Here is a 19,866-nt window from a genome sequence, read left to right on the forward strand (position 1 = left end):
ACCTGTCTACGTTCGCGACATACCGATGGACAGAGGGAATGTGCATTGTTCGCCTTGAACTATGGCGGCAACGCCCTGCGGTCAGTTCATTCAAACCCGACATGTCGTTCGGCATGATCGCGCGCGGCAATCGGTGTTCTCAGAACCTTTGTTCCCTGCAAGGGGTGTCCAAGTGTTCAGAGGTATGCAACAATGAGCTATGGCCCGCCGTGGAACAGGTGCGCGCGGCTATCCTGAAGGAAGTCCGGTCAGCGGTGGCCTCGAAGTAGAGAACTGGGGGCTGCCGAGCACGGAGGACCAACCATGATCCACTACCAGTCCGATGACCCGGCGGAGGACATAGCTCGTTGGAGATCGGCTACCATGGCGTCGCATTCCTTCTTTATCAATGGCTGTATGATCCCCGCGCAGTGGATGAGCATCATTTCCTTTTCCGTCCCTTCAACGATCATCAATGTGGGTTTCGGAGTGTAGCACTCCGCGCCTGCATAGATGGGTCCATAGTCCAGATAGGGAACGTAGGTGGTGCCCGAGGTCAATCCGCCAACCCCAACGTGGTTGAAGTTGTAGAACCGCACGCGATAGCGACCCGCCTTCGCTGCAACCTCGACCGTAAACCAAATACGGCCCATATCGTGATAGTTAAACCACCCCTTGCCCACGATGGTTCTCGCACTGTCATCTTCCAACTGGATTACCTCTTCGGCGTCTTTGAAGGCGTCAACGAACCAACGTCGCGCCGATCGGTAGAGTTGGTCAGCCGTTCGGGTGCTGTCCACCCTAACCAGCTCAACGCGCTCGTACGGTTTCGGCGGATCAGTTGACGTAGGTTCCTGACCGAAGGCTGAGGAGGTCAATGCGGTCAGGGCCGCGAAGAGCAGGGTTCGCATTTGCCGAAGGTAGATGGGCTGAGGTGGAAAGAGGAACGGCGGAGAACTGGCCGTAACCGATGCCCAAACCAATGCCCTAGAAACGACAATCGCCGGAAACCCTTGCTATTGCTAAGGTTCCGGCGACACGTTGTAGCCCGTAGGGGAATCGAACCCCTGTTTCATCCGTGAAAGGGACGCGTCCTAACCCCTAGACGAACGGGCCATACCTCTTGAACCTCAGTCGCCTTCACAGAGGCTACGGCGACCAAAGGGGCGGCAAATGTAGAAAGACATTCGAACCGGGAAAGCCCATCAGGCCACTATCGCACGTCGTCGTTGTCCGCTTGGAAACGGAAGCCCAAGCGCTTGCCCGTGCTGATCTGCACGTTGGCGTTCAACTCGTTCATCTCGCTCACGGTCACCTGGTTCACCTGGTCGTACGGTGGGGTGAGCAGGTCGAAGTCGAGGGTGTACATGATCACAGAGTACAACACCTGCTGCAAGCGCTCCTTGCTGATCGTATTGTCGGCCAAGTCGTTGTAAAGGAAGCCGAGCTGGCGCTTGCCCTGCACGAAGAAGTGACCGTCCTTGTTGATGAACAAGCGCGACACGAGGTAGCCCAGGTCGCGCTCGCGGTTGTACTTGAAGGAGTCGCTGAGGAAATTGTACATGTTCACCACGCCGAAATAGCCGCGCAGCTCATCCTCCTGAAGGTAGCTCGTCTTCCATAGGCTGTGGCCTTGGTCCAAACGGAAGACGTTGGTGTGCATGTGGAAAATGATGACATCACCAGCGACCTTCAGTTCAGCGGCAGCCTCGCCTTTGTCAGTGTACTTCACCGTCACGCGCTTGTCCTGCTGCTCCATGGTGGCGTTCAGGTCATCGGCCGTGGCGGCAAGCACCGCCTTCAGATCGGCGAACACACTGAGCAGACGCTGGTAAACGTCCTGCTTCATGGCGCTCTTGCCACCGAGCATGCGCAGGATGGTGGAACGCGGGTCGTCTTGCTTGGTGGTCTTGCTCATCAGTAGGCTCTTGCGAAGATGACACGTTGTGCGCTGGGCTTGCCGGTGACCATGCATGCTCCGGGCGTGCGGTCGCCGTGCAGGGGGATGCAACGGATGGTGGCCTTGGTCTCCTGCTTCACCTTCTCTTCCGTCTCCGCCGTACCGTCCCAATGCGCCAGGATGAAGCCGCCTTCCTCGATGACCTCCTTGAACTCGGCGTAGCTGTCCACAGCGCGGGTCTTGGCATCGCGCATGGCCAATGCCTTCTGGTACAGGTTTTCCTGGATGGCCTGAAGGAGGTGTTCGACCTTTTCCGCCAGGTCGGTCACCTGCAAGGTCTCCTTTTCCAAGGTGTCGCGGCGGGCCACTTCAACCGTGCCGTTCTCCATGTCGCGTGGGCCCACGGCAATGCGCACAGGCATGCCCTTCAACTCGTACTCGGCGAACTTCCATCCGGGCTTCCGCTTGTCGTCGTTGTCGTACTTCACGGTGATGCCCTTGCTGCGCAGCGCGTGGACCATGGGCGCCACATAGGCGTCGATAGCGGCCAATTGCTCGCCGTTCTTGGCAATGGGCACAATGACCACTTGTACAGGAGCCAGTTTGGGCGGCAACACCAGTCCGTGGTCGTCGCTGTGCGTCATGATGAGCGCTCCCATGAGACGGGTGCTCACGCCCCAGCTCGTGGCCCATACGTGGCTCTGCTTGTTTTCCTTGTCGGTGAAGTACACGTCGAAGGCCTTGGCGAAGTTCTGACCGAGGAAGTGCGAGGTGCCGGCTTGCAGCGCCTTGCCGTCCTGCATCATCGCTTCGATGCAATAGGTGTCCTCAGCACCGGCGAAACGCTCGCCAGGGGTCTTCACGCCTTTGATCACGGGCATGGCGAGCCACTCCTTGGCGAACTGCGCGTACACATCGAGCATGCGCATGGTCTCCTCCACCGCTTCCTCCTTGCTGGCATGTGCGGTGTGCCCTTCTTGCCAGAGGAATTCGGCCGTGCGCAGGAACAAGCGCGTGCGCATTTCCCAACGCACCACGTTCGCCCACTGGTTGATGAGCAACGGCAGGTCGCGGTAGCTCTTGATCCAGCCGCGGTAGGTGTTCCAGATGATCGTCTCGCTGGTGGGGCGCACGATAAGCTCCTCCTCCAACTTCGCTTCGGGGTCCACCACCACGCCGTGTACCGGGTCGCTCTTCAAGCGATAATGCGTCACCACGGCGCATTCCTTGGCGAACCCTTCCACGTGGCTGGCTTCCTTGGCCAGGTAGCTTTTGGGGATGAACAGCGGGAAGTAGGCATTGACGTGACCGGTCGCCTTGAACATGGCATCCAAGGCAGCCTGCATCTTCTCCCAAATGGCGTAACCGTGGGGCTTGATCACCATACAACCGCGCACGTCGCTGTGCTCGGCCAGGTCGGCTTTCAGCACAAGATCGTTGTACCACTGTGCATAGTCCGTGGCACGCTTCGTCATCACTTCGCTCATCGCCTGCTTCCGGTACTATTTTTGACGTTGACCGGAGCGGCGAAAAGTAGATACTACCGGACCGCCCCGGACGTTGGAACCAAACCTCACTACCCCCGTGAACGGGATGAAGCACATGCGCGCACCGAACTTCCTCCACGGCACCGCCCCCGCTATCCTGCTGGCGCTGGTGGCCACGGCCTGCACCCAGAGCCAACCTTCGGCCTATGTGCATGACGATGTGTACGACCGCCCTGACCCGCGGGCGATCACTGCTTCGGTTAGCAACGAACCGTTGGCGGAAGAAGCCGCACCAACGCAGGAGGATTACTACGACCCCCAAGTGGCCCCGCAGTACAGCAATCCGCGCGGCTACTACGACATGGCCTACAACGACCCGTACTACTACGGCTATGACCGCTACGGCTTCGGTACGATGTACGGCAACAACTGGGGTTACAATGGTTGGGGCAGCGGTGTTTACATGGGCTACTACAATGGCTATTGGGGTGGGATGGGCAACGGCTGGAACTACGGATGGAACGATCCGCTCTACGGATACACCGGAAGCTGCGTTGATGGTTGGGGCAATTACGTACCCTGCTACAACGGCTGGAACAACAACTATTGGTACAATGGCCCCTACTACGGCTATGGCTACTACGGCTACGGTGGTGGCTGCTACAGCTGCTACCAACCCATCGTGAACGGCTGGAACGATGGTTGGAATTCCAACGTGTACTACGGTCACCGCCCACGCTTCGGTGGTGGAAGCGGCAATGGCACCGGCGGTAGTGCGCCCGTGCCGATGACGCGCACCAACCCGCGGGACCAGATCGGCTTGATGCGCCCCGCCACCGCCCGGCCCAATACCCAGATGTCCACCGGCACCACACGCCCGTTGGTCCAGCCCGATGCGCGCCCGACCACGCGCCCGACCACCGCTCCAGTGGAACGCCCGGTTACCCGGCCCGCCGTGCGCGAACGGGGACGTGGCACCGACACTGCTCCGCAGCGCAATGACGGTGGTGGTTTCGACAGGGGCACAGCGCCATCGCGCGACACCGGTGGTGGCAACAGTGGCGGAGGAGGACGTCGCCCGCGATAAGAACCCATGAACGCATCGATCATCCGCTCGGTCAGCATCGGGCTGGCCATCGTTCTGCTCGCGCCGACCGCCTGGGCCCAGACGGAAGAGGACGTCCTCGGGTTCTCAAGCCTATCCCACGGCAGTTCGGCCCGCAGCTTGGGCATGGCAGGTGCGTTCGGGGCACTGGGCGCCGATCCTTCCGCCGCTGTGATCAACCCCGCAGGCATGGCGCTTTACAGCACGAGTGAGTTCAGCATTACGCCATCGTTCGATGTGCAACGGGCTGATGCGAAACACTATGGGTTCAATGGTACCGGCACCGACCATAGGTTCTACTTCAACAACCTGCTGGTACAGTTCGCAGCGCGCGGCGATGCCGGCAGCAAGTGGACCAACTTCAGTTTCGGCATCAGCTACGACCGGCTCGCGAGCAACCATTGGGAGCGCCAAGTGGAATCCAAAGGCGTGAACAGCAGCATCGCACAAGCATTCGCAGCGGAAGCGAACGGAACGCCCTATGGGATGGTGGACAGCATCCTGCCCTATTCTGCGGGACTGGCCTGGCTTGCCTATGCCATTGATCCCTTGGACACCAACGGTTTCACCTACACGAGCGCCATTCCGTCCGGAAGCCTGGTGGACCAGACCCACACGATCAGCAGCGCTGGCAACGTGCGGTCATGGAACCTGTTCTTCGCGGCCAGCTGCATGGACGAGCTTTTCATCGGCGGCTCCATCGGAATACACGGTGTGCGCAACGAACGGATCACCACGCACGTGGAAACCACGCTCGATGAAGATCTCCCGTTGGAGAAACTGACCTACAAGGAAAACCTGCTCACTACAGGCACGGGCTTCGACATCAAGTTGGGCGCAGTGATGCGCGCAGGTGATGCTGCACGCTTCGGACTGGCGTTCCACTCGCCCATCTGGCTGAGCCTCACCGACGGCTATACCACGGAGATGAGCACGGCGTTCCGGGACAACGGTGATCGGTTCAACTACGAAAGCCCAGAGGGCAACTTCAACTACCGGGCGCGCACTCCCCTGCGTGTGGTGGCCAGTGGCGCGGTGATCGTGGGCAAGGTGGGTGCCATCAGCGCCGACTATGAGTTCGCGGACTTCCGCCACATGCGCCTCAACCATGCCACCGGCGAGGTCGGCGCGTACGACTTCAGCGAAGAGAACGGCATCATCAAGGAGCGGTTCCGTGTGCAGCACCACCTTCGGGTGGGCACGGAGTGGCGCATCGCGAGCAAGGTGTACCTGCGTGGCGGGGTGGGCTATTGGCCGGATCCGTACATCGATGAAGACCCACGCGGCGGCGAGGCGCTCATGCGCTACACGGGCGGTATCGGCTACCGCACCCAGCGCTGGAGCTTGGACTTTGCCGGGCTGCACGGATCACGCACCGCGGGCTACTACCAGTACAACCCCAACTTCATTGAACCCACCACCGAAACGCTCAAGGAGACCAGGGTGTTCGTGACGTTCTCCTACAGGCCTTAACAGCACAGCAGCAAACGAAAAGCCCGGCTCATCACCGGGCTTTCGCATTGTTCAGGTCTTCAGTTGATCACTTCATCGCGCGAACCTCCTCGGCGAGGAGCTCATCCACCAGCACGCGACCGCAGTGCTCGCACACGATGATCTTCTTGTGGCTGCGGATATCCAGTTGGCGCTGGGGCGGGATGCTGTTGAAGCAACCACCGCAGCTGCCGCGCTCCACGGGCACCACGGCCAAGCCGTTCATGGCGTTGCTGCGGATGCGGTGGTAGGCGTTCAGCAGGCGCTCTTCGATGTGGCTGCTCGCGGTCTTGCTCTTCTTCTGCAGGTCCTTCTCGTCCTTCTCCGTCTCGGCGATGATGTCGTCGAGCTCCTTCTTCTTCACATCGAGGTCCTTCTTGCGCTCCTTGAACAGCTTGGTGCTTTCGTCCACGGCAGCCTGCTTGCTGTCCATGCCGAACTTGGCTTCCTTGATGCGCTTCTCGGCGAGCTGGATCTCCAGGTTCTGGAACTCGATCTCCTTGCCCAGCGAATCGAACTCGCGGTTGTTGCGCACCTTGGCTTGCTGCGCTTCGTACTTCTTGATCTGCGCCTTCGAATCCTTGATGGAGTTCTGCTTTTCAGCGATCTGCGTCTCCATCTCCTTCAGCTCGTCCTGGAGCTTCATGAGGCGGGTCTCGAGGCCGGCCACTTCATCCTCCAGGTCCTGCACCTCCAGGGGCAGTTCACCGCGGATCACGCGCAGGCGGTCGATCTGTGAATCGACGGTCTGAAGGATGAACAGCTCGCGGAGCTTGTCTGCAATGGCGTTCTCGGCCTTGGTGGCGGCGTTCACGGCCTTGATGGCCCCGTTGCCAGCAACAGTGTCAGCGGCTTTCGGGGTCTTGGCGGCGGTCTTCGACATGGTCAACTGTAATGGATGGGGTTGGTGTTAAGCCCCGATAAACGGACCGCGAAAGTAGGTTTTTCCAGCACCAGCCGATCCCGGATGGCGTGCATGGTGAATTGCTCGGTGTGCCAATGGCCGGCATCCACCAGCAGCAACCGGCCTTCCGGCTCCTGGAACTGGTGGTATTTGGCATCGGCCGTTACCATGGCATCGGCCTTGGCGGCCAAGGCATTGCCGAGCAGGAAGGTGCCGCTTCCGCCACAGACCGCCACCCGCTTTATGGGCCTTCCCAAAGCCTCCGAGTGCCGCAGGTTGGGTTGGCCGAGAACGGTCTTCAGGTGCTGGAGGAAGTCCCCCTCGGCCATGGGTTCGGGCAGCTCACCAAGCAGACCGGCCCCGATGCGGGGGTCTTGGTTGGCCAGTTGATAGAGGTCGTAGGCCGCCTCTTCGTAAGGGTGAGCGGTTCTCATGCCCTGCAGAATGACCGCCTCACGCTCAACAGGATAGATCACTTCCACCCTGACCTCGGCCTCTGCGTGCCGTTCGCCGCGCACGCCCGCGAAAGGGTTGGTGCCCTCGCCTGCCCGGAACGTTCCCCTACCACTGAGGTTGAAGCTGCACTGGTCGTAGGCGCCAATATGCCCGGCGCCCGCCTCGAAAAGGGCCGAACGCACCGCTTCGGCGTGGGCCTCGGGCACAAAGACGACCAGCTTCCTAAGCCGATCGGCCTTGGGCTCGAGGACTGAAAGTGGCTTTAGACCTAACCGCTTGGCCAGTTCGCCGTTCACGCCATCGATCACATTGTCCAGGTTGGTGTGAATGGCATAGATGGCGATGTTCTTGCGTAGCGCCAGCTCGATGGTGCGCTCCACCGCGTTGCTGCCTGTGAGCCGCTTCAGTCCTTTGAAGATGACCGGGTGGTGGCAAATGATGAGGTTGCAGCCTTCGCGCTCGGCCTCCACCACGGTGCGCTCATCGCAATCCACCGATACCAGAGCAGCGGTGGCTTCGGCGTTCCGATCACCGACCTGAAGCCCGCAGTTGTCATAGTCCTCCTGCAGGGCGAGTGGAGCCCAGTGTTCGAGGACGGAGATGATGGAGGCGATGGTTTGGGGCATGTTTAGAAGTGTTGTTCCACTGCGAGGGTCCTGTACGCTTCACTGCAACATCAGGCACGGATAGCAATAGAACAGGGTCTGTTAGATTAAGTGTGTCACGATCTTGATCACTGATGTTGTTGATGTAGTTGGGTTTTCAACGAGGGGGTCTGGGGGAGACTGATAACGTGTTGATCGGTGTTGGCCAGTTGTGGATCGAAGCGCGGTCCGAAGAGCAAGCGTAACTCGGCTGCGATCTCACGCCAGGCGAAGATGGGCTTTGCGGCCATCTTCTCCACGATGCGCTGCTGGGCCAAGAAGAGCAGTTTGAGCAGGGCCATGTCGTTCTCGAAGACGCGCTTGGTCTTGGTGTATTTGCGCAACTGGGCATGGAAGCCCTCGATGGGGTTGGTGGTGTAGATCAGCCGCCGGATACGCTCGCTGTACCGGTATTGGCTGGCCAGAAGCGGCCAGTTGATGCGCCAGGAGTTCACCGCTTGCGGATAGCGCTCGCCCCATTTGTCGCTGAACACTTCCAGTGCTTGCAGGGCACGCTCCTCGTTGGGTGCCCGGTAGATGGCCCGCATGTCCTTGACCACTTCCTTGTAGTGCTTGTAGCTCACGTACTTCAAGGTGTTGCGCACCTGATGCACAATGCACAGCTGGATGTCGCTCTGCGGGTACACCAGCGCGATGGCCTCGGAGAAGCCGCTGAGGTTGTCGATGCACGCGATCAGCATGTCCTCCACCCCGCGCTGGCGTAGGTCGTGCAGCACGCTCAGCCAGAACTTGGCGCCTTCGTGCTGGCCAACGTAGAGGCCAAGCAGGTCCTTGTGGCCATCGGGGCCCACGCCAAGGGCGGTGTAAACGGCTTTGTTCACCACGCGACCCTCTTCCTTCACCTTGAAATGGATGGCATCGAGCCATACGATGGCGTAACGCGCTTCCAAGGGGCGCTGCCGCCATGCCTGCACATCGGCGACCACCTGGTCGGTCACCGCGCTGATGGTGGCTTCGCTCACTTCGATGCCGTAGAGGTCGCGCACATGGTCGCTGATGTCGCGCTGGCTCATCCCCAGTCCATAGAGCTTGATGATCTTCAGGTCCAGCTCGGCGTTCAGAACCCGTTCCCGTTTAGGCAGCAGCAGTGGGTCGAAGGTCCCGTTCCGGTCCCGCGGGGTGGCGATGTCCACCTCCCCGTGTGCGGTCTTCACCCGCTTGCGGCCGTGCCCGTTGCGCCGGTTGGCCTTGCCGGTGTCCTCTTCCAGATGCGCGCTCAGCTCTCCCCGTAGGGTGGCTTCCATCAGCCGTTTTACCAAGGGCGTCAGCACCCCTTCGCTGCCGCTGAGCGGCTTGCCCAGAAGCAATTGCTTCATGGCCTCCTTCTCGAAGGCTTCGTAATCGAACTTGTCCGTCTTGTCTTCCATGGGTCAGGGTTTGAAGTTCGCAACTCCGGCCTGACACACTTTACTGAACAGTCTCATAGAACACGCTCATTGCCCTCCCGCGACCTTCACATAGCAAGTCTCGCAACCCTCGTTGCCATAGCAGAATCCCATCCATCCTTTGTCCTGTTCAACAAATGTGCTCACTGTCGTGCGCTCCACCCACTCCTTGTCCATCGGGGCGGAAGCATCGAAGACGGGTCTGCTCATCAGCCCATCAAAGTGAATCCTAGCGCCGCCCCCTAGTTTCCACTTACCGTCAGTCTCGGCAAGCAAATCTCCCCGATGGTCGTATATCCGGTGTCGAAATGAGCCAGCTCCTGACAGAAAAAGTGAATCCTGCAAGTCCAGCCATGAAGTGTTCACATACGTGCCAACAACATCCTGCTCTTCGGCACCACAGGCTGCCAGAAGAACCCAGCTAACCAGAAGAACACCCTGACCCCGAAAGACCATTCGCTGCATGAGCTTAAACCCGGTGCTCAAACATAGTCAGCATGCAATCGGACACTGTTCGCCCACTCAACATCTTTGGCCTTCCAGATGATTCCATTGAAGAGCCTTCTCCTCCCCCTCTCCTGGCTCTACGTCGGCATCCTCCGCCTCCGGCATTGGCTCTACGACGCCAACCTTCTAAAGAGCACGCGGCCCAGCGTCCCCACCATCGTGGTGGGCAACCTCTCGTTCGGTGGCACGGGCAAGACACCGCACGTGGAACTGATCCTGCGCACACTGGCCGGAGCTGGCAACATGGCCACACTGAGCCGGGGCTACGGTCGCAGCGGAACGCAAGTGCTGGAGGTGCAATCGAACATGGATGCCGCCAGTGTTGGCGACGAGCCCTTGCAGCTGAAGCGCAAGTCCCCTGACGTGCGCGTGTTCGTGGGTGCGGATAGGACGGCAGCACTGGCAATCATCAAGCAACACGTGAAAGACCTGCGGTTGGTCGTGCTGGACGATGCCTTCCAGCACCGGCGCGTGCAGGCCGGACTGAACATCCTGCTCACTACCTGGACCAAGCCATGGCACCGCGATGCGCTCGTGCCTGCTGGCACCTTGCGCGATGTGCCTTCGCGCAGCCGGGCCGCCCAAGCAGTAGTGGTAACCAAGTGCCCGCATACCCCTTCTCCTGCCGAGCAAGCGCAGTGGCGTATTGACTTGCGGCTGCTTCCAGGGCAAGCGTTGTTCTTCAGCGGACTGCGGTATGCAGCGCCTCGTGCGCTGTCCGCTGCCGGAGCGCTGACGACGGAAGTCGCGCTGGGCGGCAAAAGGTGTTTGGTCGTCACCGGCATCGCCGACCCGGCACCCTTCGTTGAGCATGTGCGTTCGTTGGGTGCAACCACCGAGCACCTGCGCTTTCCGGACCATCACGCTTTCAGCTCGGCCGACCTCCGGAAAGCGGCGGAGCGCTTGGCTACTTTCGCGCCCGGCCCGGAATTGCTGGTGACCACGGAGAAAGACGCCATGCGCCTGCTCCCCCACCTGCACCAAGGGTCCTTGGCCAAAGCAACGGTCGTGGTGATCGGTGTGGAGGCCGTCATCCTCAACAACCAAGACCGGTTCACCCGACTTCTGCATGACCACATTGGAGCGCATCAAGCGCACGGCTGACTTCCTGAAGCAACGCACCAACGGCTTCGCGCCGCGCACCGGCATCATCCTCGGCACGGGCCTCAGCGGCTTGGGCAAGGAGATCAAGGTGGAGCATACTGTTCCTTACAGTGAAGTGCCGGACTTCCCGGTGAGCACCGTGCAAGGCCACAAGGGCCAGTTCCTCTTCGGCACCTTGGGCGGCAAACCCGTGGTGGCCATGCAGGGGCGCTTCCACTACTACGAAGGCTATACCATGGAGGAAGTGGTGCGGCCGGTGCGCGTGATGAAGTACCTCGGCATCCAGCAGCTGTTCGTGAGCAACGCCAGCGGCGGCGTGAACCCCGACATGATCATCGGCGACCTGATGATCCTCGACGACCACATCAACCTGTTCCCCAACCCGCTCATCGGCCCGAACATCAACGAACTGGGCACACGGTTCCCGGACATGAGCGAGCCTTACGATCACCAATTGATCGCCAAGGCGAAGGACATTGCGAAGGCGAACAGCATCCGCGTGATCACGGGCACCTACGTGGGCTTGACCGGTCCGACGCTGGAGACACCTGCCGAGTACCGCTACGTGCGCAACCTCGGTGGCGATGCCGTGGGCATGAGCACCGTGCCGGAGGTGATCGCTGCGCGGCACATGGGCCTGCCCTGCTTCGCCATGAGCGTCATCACCGACCTCGGCGTGCCCGGCCTGATCGAGAAGACAACGCACGAGATGGTGCAGCGCGTGGCGGAGGAAGCCGAGCCGAAGCTGACGTTGATCATGCGTGAACTCATTGCTGCGAGCTGATGAAGAGTAATGCTGGCCACAGGCCATGGGCCGCGGGCCACGGGCTGCGCAGAGCGGCTCGAGCCTTTACTGCGATCCTCCTTCACTGCGCGTTCGGAGCCGGTGTTTTCGCACAGGACAGTTTGAACATGTCGCTGGCGGCGCGCTGGCACGTCGACACGATCCCCGCGACATGGATGTACGGCAACGTTTACAACGCGGTGTGGGGGTACGTGCGCGACGGGCACGAGTACGGCATCATCGGCAGTACGTCCGGCACGCACATCATCGATGTCACCAACCCGCCGACCATCACGGAGACGGCGTTCATCCCCGGCGCTTTCCAAGGAACGGACGTGGTGCACCGCGAGTTCAAGACCTATCAGGACCGGCTCTATGCCGTTACCGACGAGGGCATCGGCACGTTGCAGATCATCGACCTGCGCTGGTTGCCGGACAGTGCACCGGTAACCTACAACAGCAGCGCGCTCTTCTACCGGGCGCACACGCTGTGGATCGATACGCTGCATGCGCGGCTTTACACATGGGCGGGCTCATCGCAAGCCGCCGTCTACGACATCAGCAACCCCGACCAACCCGCGCTGCTCAACGATTGCGAAGACGACATCCCTTGGTGGGGATCGGAGATCGGCTGGGTGCACGATGGGTACGTGACCGACAACGTGGCTTACGTGAACCACATGGAAGGCATGGCCATCGTGGACTTCACGAACATCAATTCACCGCAGCTGCTCGGCACCTTGGACAACTACCCGCAGCCGGGCTACAACCACAGCGGCTGGCTGCACGAAAACGGCTGGCTGTACGTGATGGCCGACGAAACGCACGGCACCGACCTGAAGCTCTTCGACGTGAGCGACCCGAACGACATCCAGTTCATCGACACGATCGGGGTGGAGTGGAACGAGCTCTCCATCGCGCACAACCCGCACTTCCACGGCGATCTGCTGCACGTGAGCTATTACTACGATGGCTACTGGTTGTGGAACGTGGCCGATCCCGCGAACGCGCAACTGCTCGGCTACTACGACACTTCGTTGGAGCCGCACGACGACAGCTACGAAGGCGCGTGGGGCGTGTATCCGTACCTGCCGAGCGGCCGTGTGCTGGTGAGCGACATGCAACGCGGCCTGTTCGTCATCGACATCAGCGCGGCGGTGAGCGTTGCAGAAGCCACGGAACCAGAGACGCTGCAGGCGTTCCCGAACCCGGCATCAAGCTCCGTATCGTTCATTGCTACGGGGGTGGTGCAACAGATCGAACTCGTTGCCACGGATGGAAGGGCCCATGCCGTCCCGTTCACAGCACAGAACGACCGCTGCACGCTCGACCTGTCGGGTTTGTCTGACGGCCTGTACGTGGCACGCATCCGCACTGGCAACCGTGTTCTTTCTTCGCGGATCGTTAAGCAAAGCGTTCGATGAGCAAGCATTGGAGCGAAGAGTGGGACCTGGTGGTGGGCCTTGAGGTGCACGCGCAGTTGCTCACGGAGAGCAAGGCCTACAGCAGCGATCCGAACGCCTACGGCGACCACCCGAACACGAACGTGAGCCCGGTGACCGTGGGCTTGCCGGGCGTTCTTCCGGTGATGAACAAGAAGAGCATCGAGCTGGCCGTGCGCATGGGCCTCGCCTGCGGAAGCACCATCGCCGAGCGGATGCACTTCGCCCGCAAGAACTATTTCTATCCCGACCTGCCGAAGGGCTACCAGATCACTCAGGACAACACGCCTATCTGTGTTGGCGGTGCGATCGCCATCCCTGTCGGCGAAAAGAATGATAAAGGACGCCCCTCGACTGCGCTCGGTGTGACAAAGGAGAAGGTCATCCGACTGGTGCGCATCCACCTGGAAGAAGATGCTGGCAAGAGCATCCACGACGTGGATCCGTTCAACACGCTGGTCGACCTGAACCGCGCCGGAGTGCCACTGATCGAGATCGTGAGCGAGCCGGATATCACCAGTAGCCAAGAGGCCTACGACTATTTGGTGGAAGTGCGCCGCATGGTGCGATACCTGGACATCTGCGACGGCAACATGGAGGAAGGCAGCCTTCGCTGCGATGCCAACATCAGCGTAAAGCCGAAGGGCAGTACGGTGCTGGGGAACCGCTGCGAAGTGAAGAACCTCAACAGCTTCAAGAACGTGCAGCGTGCCATCGAGCATGAGGCGCAACGCCAATCGGAGATCCTCGCGGCCGGCGGCACCATCGAACAGCAGACGCGCACGTTCGACGCCGTGAAGGGCACCACTGCAGCGCTCCGCAGCAAGGAGCAAGCGCACGACTACCGGTACTTCCCCGAGCCTGACCTGCAACCCGTTACGGTAAGCACGACGGCGCGCGAACGCATCCACGCAGCCATGCCGCCGCTGCCCCGCGAGCTGCGTGCGAAGTACACAGCAGAGCTCGGCCTCAGTCCGTACGATGCCAATGTCCTCACGGACGACAAGAGCACTGCGCTCTACTACGAGGCGGTGATCGCCCACACGGCCAACCACAAAGCTGCGGCCAACTGGGTGACCGGCGAGGTGCGCAGCTGGATCAACGAGCGTGGCTTGGAAATGGACCATTTCCCCGTGAAGCCGGAGAAGCTCGCCGGCCTCATCGCGCTCATCGACAGCGGTGCCATCAGCCATAGCGGGGCATCGCAGAAGCTGCTACCCCTGATGGTGGAACATCCAGCCCTCGACGCCGCTGCACTGGCCAAGCAGCACGACCTGCTGCAGGACGCCGGAGATGATGTGATCACCAACGCCGTGAAGGAAGCCATGGCGCGTTACCCGGAAAAAGTCGCGGCATACCGCGGTGGCAACAAAGGCATGCTCGGCCTCTTCATGGGTGAAGTGATGAAAGCGTCCATGGGGAAGGCCGATCCCCGGAAGGCCAACGACCTCGTGAAGCAACTCCTCGAACAAGACAACTGATCGATGATGAAGACGACCTCACTACTGCTCACATCTTCCGTTCTCCTGGCCGCGTGCGGCGGCTCCGTTGGTGGCGGCGCCACCGTGGAGCTCTCGATCGAAGGCGGTGCGGGCAAGACCATCCGCTTGGACCGCAGCGTAGGCCGCAACGTGGTGACCATGGACAGTGTAACACTTGACGCCAACGGCAAGGGTTCGCTCGATGCCTCGCACCTGCCGCTCGACTTCTACTACCTCAACTTCGACCGCAGCAACTACCTGATCCTTGCGCTCGACAGCACCGAAGGCGCGCAGGTGACCGCCAAGGCCGACGACCTGAAAAAGGCGAGCAGTGTCACGGGTAGCAAGCATGCCACGGCGCTGTACACCTTCATGCGCGACAACGAAGTGTATCGCACGCGCAAGGACAGCATCCGCAACATCATCAACACGGGCGAGGCGCCCACGGCCATGGACGCCTTCAACCAATTGAACGCCGAGTTCTTCGACCGCTGCAAGAGGACGGTGGCGGACAACCCGAGCTCACCAGTGCAACTCGCCGCCATTGCGCAGATCGACCAGACCAAGGAACCCGCCTTGGTCCAGCAGGTGCGTGAGCAGCTCGGTAAGGTGATGCCCAACACCGATGCTTATGTGGACTTCAACTCGCGCTTTGCTCGCGAAGAGCAGATGCGCCAGCAACAGGAGCAAATGCTGGCCCAACAGAAACAAGCTGAGGCCATGCAGGCCGGTACCGCCATCGGTGCTCCCGCGCCGGAGATCGAGCAACCCACGCCTGATGGCGGCACATTGAAACTGAGCAGCCTGCGCGGCAAAACGGTGCTCATCGATTTCTGGGCCAGTTGGTGCCGACCGTGCATCGCGGAGTTGCCGCATGTGAAGGAGGCGTACAGCAAGTACAAGAGCAAGGGCTTCGAGATCTACGGCGTGAGCTTCGACAAGAACAAGGACGCCTGGGTGAACGCCATCAACCAGCACGACCTGCCCTGGAAACACGTGAGCGACCTCGGCTGGTGGCAGAACGCGGCCGCCGGTCCTTATGGCGTGCAGAGCATCCCGCATACCGTTCTCATCGACAAGGACGGGAAGATCATCGCGAAGAACCTGCGCGGCGCAGCGCTGGAGCAGAAGTTGGCGGAGGTGCTGGGTGGGTAATTGAGCGCGATGAGGTGGTCACCTTGCTCGAACATGGCAACGGAGCGCCGCCGTCATCGCGAGCGACTGCGAGGAGGCTTTGCGACGAAGCAGGAGCGACGCGATCCAGCAGTTGGCGTCGTGCTGGATCGCTTCGGCCCTATGAAGGTCCTTGCGATGACGTGGGTGCGATCCACCCTCTCATTGGCGTTGACGTCTGCTGCAGGGATCGGCCACGGACAAAGCACGAACTACTTCCAGCAGGAAGTCGCCTACGGCATTGATGTGGAGTTGGATGATGTGCGCCACGAGCTGCGTGCCAACGAGACCATCACCTACACCAACCGCAGCAGCGTTGCGCTGGACACGCTCTGGTTCCACCTCTACCCCAACGCCTACAAGCAACGGGGTACCGCGCTGAGCAAGCAGCAGGCGTTGCACAACGACCTGGACCTCTGGTTCGCGGATGACAAGGACCGCGGCTTCATCGACAGCCTCGACTTCCGCAGCAACGGACAAGCTATCGCTTGGGGGACTCACGAGCAACACATCGACATCGCTTGGCTGAAGCTGACCACGCCGTTGCAGCCGAATGCAAGTATCATCATCACCACGCCGTTCCGCGTGAAGATCCCCGACGCGCGTTTCTCGCGGCTGGGGCATACCGGACAGGCGTACTACATCACGCAGTGGTACCCGAAACCGGCCGTGTTCGACAGCCAAGGGTGGCACGCCATGCCCTACCTGGACCAAGGCGAGTTCTTCAGCGACTTCGGCTCGTTCGATGTGCGCCTCACCTTGCCGCAGAATTATGTGGTGGGTGCCACGGGCGAGTTGCAGAACGAGGAAGAGAAACAATGGCTGGATGAGCTCGCCAGGAGCAATCGCGGAGAGAAGGGATCCAACGCGTTTCCGTTGAGCGCGCCGAACACCAAGACGCTGCACTTCATGCAGGACAGCGTGCTCGACTTTGCGTGGTTCGCCGACAAGCGCTTCCTCGTGGAGAAGAGCAACGTTGCCTTGCCCAGCGGCCGCGCTATTGCAACCTGGGTGATGTACACCCCTAAGAACGCCCCCAACTGGTGGAAGTCCGTTGAATTCGTGAACCAGGCCGTACTGCACTACAGCCAATGGGTTGGCGAATACCCGTTCAACGCGTGCACGGCGGTGGACGGCACCATCAGTGCGGGTGGTGGCATGGAGTACCCGATGATCACCATCATCGGCGATGGAGTGGACGGCATGTCGCTCGACGAGGTGATCGCGCACGAGGTGGGCCACAACTGGTTCCAAGGCATCCTGTCGAGCAACGAGCGCGATCATCCCTGGATGGACGAAGGCATGAACAGCTTCGTTGAACTGCGCTACATGCGCCAGCGCTACCCGGGCAATGTCTCCGTGATCGCAGAGGACATCCCGAAATTCCTGTTCAACGGCCGGTCGTTGAGCCACCGCGAAGTGCTGGAACAGGCGTACCGCTTCAATGCGCGCCGCAACTTGGACCAGAGCTGCGGTCTTCACAGCGAAGACTACACGAGCACGAACTACGGCACCAGCGTGTACATGAAGACCGCGCTTGTGTTCGACCATCTCTTCGCCTACCTCGGCGACTCGCTGTTCGATGCCTGCATGCACGAGTACTACCGGCGGTGGGCGTTCAAGCATCCGAAGCCGCATGATGTTCATATGGCGTTTCAACAAGTAAGTGGAAAAGACCTTAGTTGGTGTTTTGATCTCCTGCTCGCAGAGGAGCAAAAGGTCGATCTGCAGGCTCGGCGACTTGGGCGTGAGGTACTTCGAATCAAGTCCTCGGTCACCGGGCACACCTCGTTCATGCCGGCACACCTATTTGCATTGGCGGGACAAGATTCGGTCGGATCAAAGTGGCTAGAGGTGGGCCAAGACGGGTTCTTGTCAGAGCCCATCGGAAATGGATGGTCGTACAACAACAATGGACCTGGGGGAAAGTTCAAGGTCCAACTTCCCTGGCCCAACGCCACACGCGTCACCATTGATGCCGGCCACCGCACCTTGGACATCGACCACCGCAACAACACCGTACGCAGCAAAGGCATCCTGCGCAGTTGGACGCCTGTGCGGTTGAAGTGGCTGGCGGGAATTGAGCACCCCGAGAAGCGGACCTTGTACTGGACGCCGATCATTGCAGGCACCGTGCACGACGGCTTCCAGGCAGGCCTAGCACTGTACAATACAGTCTTCCCCAGCCAGCGCACGGAGTTCGTGTTCGCGCCACTTTATGCCACCGGGAGCCAGCGCATGGTGGGTGGAGGCCGCATCGAGCACCACTTCGATCGGCTGCGCAGCAGTTGGTTCCGCAACATCCATGTGGGCGTCAGTGGGCGCACGGCCAGCCTGCGCGAAACGGACAACCTCGACATCTGGTACGAGAAGGCCAGCCCGAGCATCCGGTTCGACATCAAGCGACCGTTGGCCAAGCCCACGCAGCACAGTTTCGGTGGGCGTGTGGTGTACATCCGTCGTAGCTACAAGACCACCTCGGAGAAAGTTCCCAGCTCCTACCTGCTGCGCGATGACCAGTGGATCAGCGAACTGGGCTACGATGGGAAGTACCTGCATCCCCTCGGCCCAGCTACATGGAACGCCACGCTCACCCAAGGTGACGAATGGCTCCGCGCTTCCGTGGAAGTCAAGAAGGCCTTCGTGTACGACAAGCGCAAGCACAGTGTGCGGCTGCGGTTGTTCGCGGGATCATTCCTCGGCACGCCAGCACGCTTGCAGGCAGGCGAAGCATGGCGTTTGAGCTGGAACGCGGACGACCCGTTCCTCGACCGTGCGTTCATCGGCAGGAGCGCTGATGCTGGGCTCTGGGCCAATCAGTTCAGCAAGGACCAAGGCGCTTTCAAGACAGGTTTCCGCCAAGGTGGATCCGCCTCCTACATCGGTGCGGTGAACTTCGAGCTCGATCTGCCGGTGCGCTTCCCGATCGCGGTGTTCGCCAGTGCGGGCGTGGTGCCCGTGACAACGATCGCCAACGATGGCACGCGCAACGAAAAAGGCGAGCTGCTGTACGAGGCCGGCATCGGCCTGCCGCTGTGGAAGGACATGATCGAGGTCTGGATGCCGTTAGTTTGGTCGAGCAACATCAGCGATGAGCTGGAGTTCCGCGATGTGCCGGTGGTGGAGCGCATCCGTTTCGTTCTGGCCTTGGAGAAGATGGACCCCACCCGCATCGTGCGCAACTTGCGGCCCTGATGAACGCCGCTCGCATCGTCTTCCTGTCCGATTTCCACTTGGGCGTGCCCAACGCCATGGACAGCCTGGCGCGCGAGCACCGCATCGTGAAGTTCCTCGATGAGGCGGCGAAGGACGCCACCGAGATCCACATCCTGGGGGATGTCTTCGATATGTGGTTCGAGTGGCGCAAGGCCGTTCCGCGGGGCCACGTGCGCTTGCTGGGCAAATTGGCCGAGATCACGGACCGCGGTCTTCCCGTGCACCTGTACACCGGCAACCACGACATGTGGACCTTCGGCTACCTGGCCGAGGAGTGCGGCCTCATCGTTCATCATGCACCGGTGACGCGTGAGTGGAACGGCATGAAGTTCCTGATCGGTCACGGCGATGGCCTCGGCCCCGGCGACCATGGCTACAAGTTCATCAAGCGGGTGTTCCGCAGTCCCGTCAGCCAATGGCTCTTCGCGCGGCTGCATCCCAACTTGGCCCTGGGCATTGCGGAGTTCTGGAGCGGCCGCAGCCGAAAGAAAAGCTACGATAACGACCGCAAGTTCCTCGGTGAGGCGAACGAGTGGCTGGCCATCCACTGCCGGGAGGTGCTGCAACGCGAACACTTCGACTTCTTCGTGTTCGGCCACCGGCACCTGCCCATGGACCTGCAGGTTGGTGAGCGTTCGCGTTACGTCAACCTCGGTGATTGGATCACGCGCTTCACGTACGCCGTGTTCGATGAGCACGGCATGCGGCTCATCGCGCGGGTGGGCGATGGTCCGTTGAGCGCGGATGTGCCCGCGCCGAGAGTGCCGGAGTAGCAGCCGGCGCGCTC

Annotated in this window: 15 protein-coding genes, 1 tRNA gene and 1 pseudogene; 9 read left to right on the forward strand and 8 right to left on the reverse strand. The window is 60.8% G+C overall.

Annotation, left to right across the window (positions count from 1 at the left end; genetic code table 11):
* Positions 1–311: 311 nt before the first annotated feature.
* From IPJ76_04800 to IPJ76_04815, 4 genes are all read right to left on the reverse strand, one after another.
* A complete protein-coding gene (locus IPJ76_04800) occupies positions 312–890 on the reverse strand; it encodes a DUF4468 domain-containing protein (GenBank protein QQR87550.1) in 579 nt (192 codons plus the stop codon).
* Between the two features lie 133 nt (positions 891–1,023).
* Positions 1,024–1,095 (reverse strand) — tRNA-Glu (locus IPJ76_04805).
* A gap of 97 nt (positions 1,096–1,192) precedes the next feature.
* Positions 1,193–1,897, reverse strand: coding sequence for a hypothetical protein (locus IPJ76_04810; GenBank protein QQR87551.1), 705 nt, complete (start codon positions 1,895–1,897; stop codon positions 1,193–1,195).
* The gene (locus IPJ76_04815; GenBank protein QQR87552.1) at positions 1,897–3,366 is read right to left on the reverse strand and encodes a proline--tRNA ligase; all 1,470 of its coding nucleotides are present in this window, start codon (positions 3,364–3,366) and stop codon (positions 1,897–1,899) included. Before IPJ76_04815 ends, IPJ76_04810 begins: the two co-directional genes overlap by 1 nt.
* A 106-nt stretch (positions 3,367–3,472) precedes the next feature.
* On the opposite strand from IPJ76_04815, the gene IPJ76_04820 reads away from it, so the two are divergent.
* Both IPJ76_04820 and IPJ76_04825 read left to right on the forward strand, forming a co-directional pair.
* Positions 3,473–4,453 (forward strand): hypothetical protein, encoded by a 981-nt coding sequence (locus tag IPJ76_04820; GenBank protein ID QQR87553.1) that lies wholly within the window; start codon positions 3,473–3,475, stop codon positions 4,451–4,453.
* A 6-nt stretch (positions 4,454–4,459) separates the two neighbouring features.
* On the forward strand, positions 4,460–5,944 hold the full coding sequence (locus IPJ76_04825; protein ID QQR87554.1) for a hypothetical protein: 1,485 nt from the start codon (positions 4,460–4,462) through the stop codon (positions 5,942–5,944).
* A gap of 67 nt (positions 5,945–6,011) precedes the next feature.
* Here the strand turns inward: IPJ76_04825 and IPJ76_04830 are convergent, their stop codons facing one another.
* The 4 genes and pseudogenes from IPJ76_04830 to IPJ76_04845 all read right to left on the reverse strand — a co-directional run bounded on the left by IPJ76_04830 (position 6,012) and on the right by IPJ76_04845 (position 9,582).
* Positions 6,012–6,845: a hypothetical protein gene (locus tag IPJ76_04830; GenBank protein ID QQR87555.1), complete on the reverse strand. Its 834-nt coding sequence runs from the start codon at positions 6,843–6,845 to the stop codon at positions 6,012–6,014.
* Between the two features lie 2 nt (positions 6,846–6,847).
* Positions 6,848–7,948 carry a Nif3-like dinuclear metal center hexameric protein gene (locus IPJ76_04835; protein ID QQR87556.1) on the reverse strand — a complete coding sequence of 367 codons (1,101 nt, stop codon included), beginning with the start codon at positions 7,946–7,948 and terminating at the stop codon, positions 6,848–6,850.
* Between the two features lie 209 nt (positions 7,949–8,157).
* Positions 8,158–9,354: pseudogene (locus tag IPJ76_04840) on the reverse strand (IS256 family transposase).
* A 66-nt stretch (positions 9,355–9,420) separates the two neighbouring features.
* Positions 9,421–9,582 carry a hypothetical protein gene (locus tag IPJ76_04845; protein QQR87557.1) on the reverse strand — a complete coding sequence of 54 codons (162 nt, stop codon included), beginning with the start codon at positions 9,580–9,582 and terminating at the stop codon, positions 9,421–9,423.
* A gap of 333 nt (positions 9,583–9,915) precedes the next feature.
* On the opposite strand from IPJ76_04845, the gene lpxK reads away from it, so the two are divergent.
* The 7 genes from lpxK to IPJ76_04880 all read left to right on the forward strand — a co-directional run bounded on the left by lpxK (position 9,916) and on the right by IPJ76_04880 (position 19,852).
* Positions 9,916–10,983, forward strand: coding sequence for a tetraacyldisaccharide 4'-kinase (gene lpxK, locus IPJ76_04850; GenBank protein ID QQR87558.1), 1,068 nt, complete (start codon positions 9,916–9,918; stop codon positions 10,981–10,983).
* Complete coding sequence (locus tag IPJ76_04855; GenBank protein ID QQR87559.1) at positions 10,949–11,767, forward strand: purine-nucleoside phosphorylase; 819 nt, start codon at positions 10,949–10,951, stop codon at positions 11,765–11,767. The genes lpxK and IPJ76_04855 overlap by 35 nt, the downstream gene beginning before the upstream one ends.
* Positions 11,767–13,191, forward strand: coding sequence for a choice-of-anchor B family protein (locus tag IPJ76_04860; GenBank protein ID QQR87560.1), 1,425 nt, complete (start codon positions 11,767–11,769; stop codon positions 13,189–13,191). Before IPJ76_04855 ends, IPJ76_04860 begins: the two co-directional genes overlap by 1 nt.
* Positions 13,188–14,690 (forward strand): Asp-tRNA(Asn)/Glu-tRNA(Gln) amidotransferase subunit GatB, encoded by a 1,503-nt coding sequence (gene gatB, locus IPJ76_04865; protein ID QQR87561.1) that lies wholly within the window; start codon positions 13,188–13,190, stop codon positions 14,688–14,690. Before IPJ76_04860 ends, gatB begins: the two co-directional genes overlap by 4 nt.
* Before the next feature lie 159 nt (positions 14,691–14,849).
* Complete coding sequence (locus tag IPJ76_04870; GenBank protein ID QQR88395.1) at positions 14,850–15,845, forward strand: TlpA family protein disulfide reductase; 996 nt, start codon at positions 14,850–14,852, stop codon at positions 15,843–15,845.
* A 141-nt stretch (positions 15,846–15,986) separates the two neighbouring features.
* Complete coding sequence (locus tag IPJ76_04875; GenBank protein QQR87562.1) at positions 15,987–19,058, forward strand: M1 family metallopeptidase; 3,072 nt, start codon at positions 15,987–15,989, stop codon at positions 19,056–19,058.
* Positions 19,058–19,852 carry a UDP-2,3-diacylglucosamine diphosphatase gene (locus IPJ76_04880; protein ID QQR87563.1) on the forward strand — a complete coding sequence of 265 codons (795 nt, stop codon included), beginning with the start codon at positions 19,058–19,060 and terminating at the stop codon, positions 19,850–19,852. Before IPJ76_04875 ends, IPJ76_04880 begins: the two co-directional genes overlap by 1 nt.
* The last annotated feature ends 14 nt before the right edge of the window (positions 19,853–19,866 follow it).

The sequence above is a fragment of the Flavobacteriales bacterium genome, assembly GCA_016699575.1.
In the GTDB taxonomy this organism is placed as follows: domain Bacteria; phylum Bacteroidota; class Bacteroidia; order Flavobacteriales_F; family PHOS-HE28; genus PHOS-HE28.

What these genes read in the sequence shown, in the direction of transcription:
- IPJ76_04800 (QQR87550.1), bottom strand. Translation starts at nt 890, where the DNA reads ATGCGAACCCTGCTCTTCGCGGCCCTGACCGCATTGACCTCCTCAGCC.
- IPJ76_04810 (QQR87551.1), bottom strand. Translation starts at nt 1,897, where the DNA reads ATGAGCAAGACCACCAAGCAAGACGACCCGCGTTCCACCATCCTGCGC.
- IPJ76_04815 (QQR87552.1), bottom strand. Translation starts at nt 3,366, where the DNA reads ATGAGCGAAGTGATGACGAAGCGTGCCACGGACTATGCACAGTGGTAC.
- IPJ76_04820 (QQR87553.1), top strand. Translation starts at nt 3,473, where the DNA reads ATGAAGCACATGCGCGCACCGAACTTCCTCCACGGCACCGCCCCCGCT.
- IPJ76_04825 (QQR87554.1), top strand. Translation starts at nt 4,460, where the DNA reads ATGAACGCATCGATCATCCGCTCGGTCAGCATCGGGCTGGCCATCGTT.
- IPJ76_04830 (QQR87555.1), bottom strand. Translation starts at nt 6,845, where the DNA reads ATGTCGAAGACCGCCGCCAAGACCCCGAAAGCCGCTGACACTGTTGCT.
- IPJ76_04835 (QQR87556.1), bottom strand. Translation starts at nt 7,948, where the DNA reads ATGCCCCAAACCATCGCCTCCATCATCTCCGTCCTCGAACACTGGGCT.
- IPJ76_04845 (QQR87557.1), bottom strand. Translation starts at nt 9,582, where the DNA reads ATGAGCAGACCCGTCTTCGATGCTTCCGCCCCGATGGACAAGGAGTGG.
- lpxK (QQR87558.1), top strand. Translation starts at nt 9,916, where the DNA reads ATGATTCCATTGAAGAGCCTTCTCCTCCCCCTCTCCTGGCTCTACGTC.
- IPJ76_04855 (QQR87559.1), top strand. Translation starts at nt 10,949, where the DNA reads ATGACCACATTGGAGCGCATCAAGCGCACGGCTGACTTCCTGAAGCAA.
- IPJ76_04860 (QQR87560.1), top strand. Translation starts at nt 11,767, where the DNA reads ATGAAGAGTAATGCTGGCCACAGGCCATGGGCCGCGGGCCACGGGCTG.
- gatB (QQR87561.1), top strand. Translation starts at nt 13,188, where the DNA reads ATGAGCAAGCATTGGAGCGAAGAGTGGGACCTGGTGGTGGGCCTTGAG.
- IPJ76_04870 (QQR88395.1), top strand. Translation starts at nt 14,850, where the DNA reads ATGGACAGTGTAACACTTGACGCCAACGGCAAGGGTTCGCTCGATGCC.
- IPJ76_04875 (QQR87562.1), top strand. Translation starts at nt 15,987, where the DNA reads ATGAAGGTCCTTGCGATGACGTGGGTGCGATCCACCCTCTCATTGGCG.
- IPJ76_04880 (QQR87563.1), top strand. Translation starts at nt 19,058, where the DNA reads ATGAACGCCGCTCGCATCGTCTTCCTGTCCGATTTCCACTTGGGCGTG.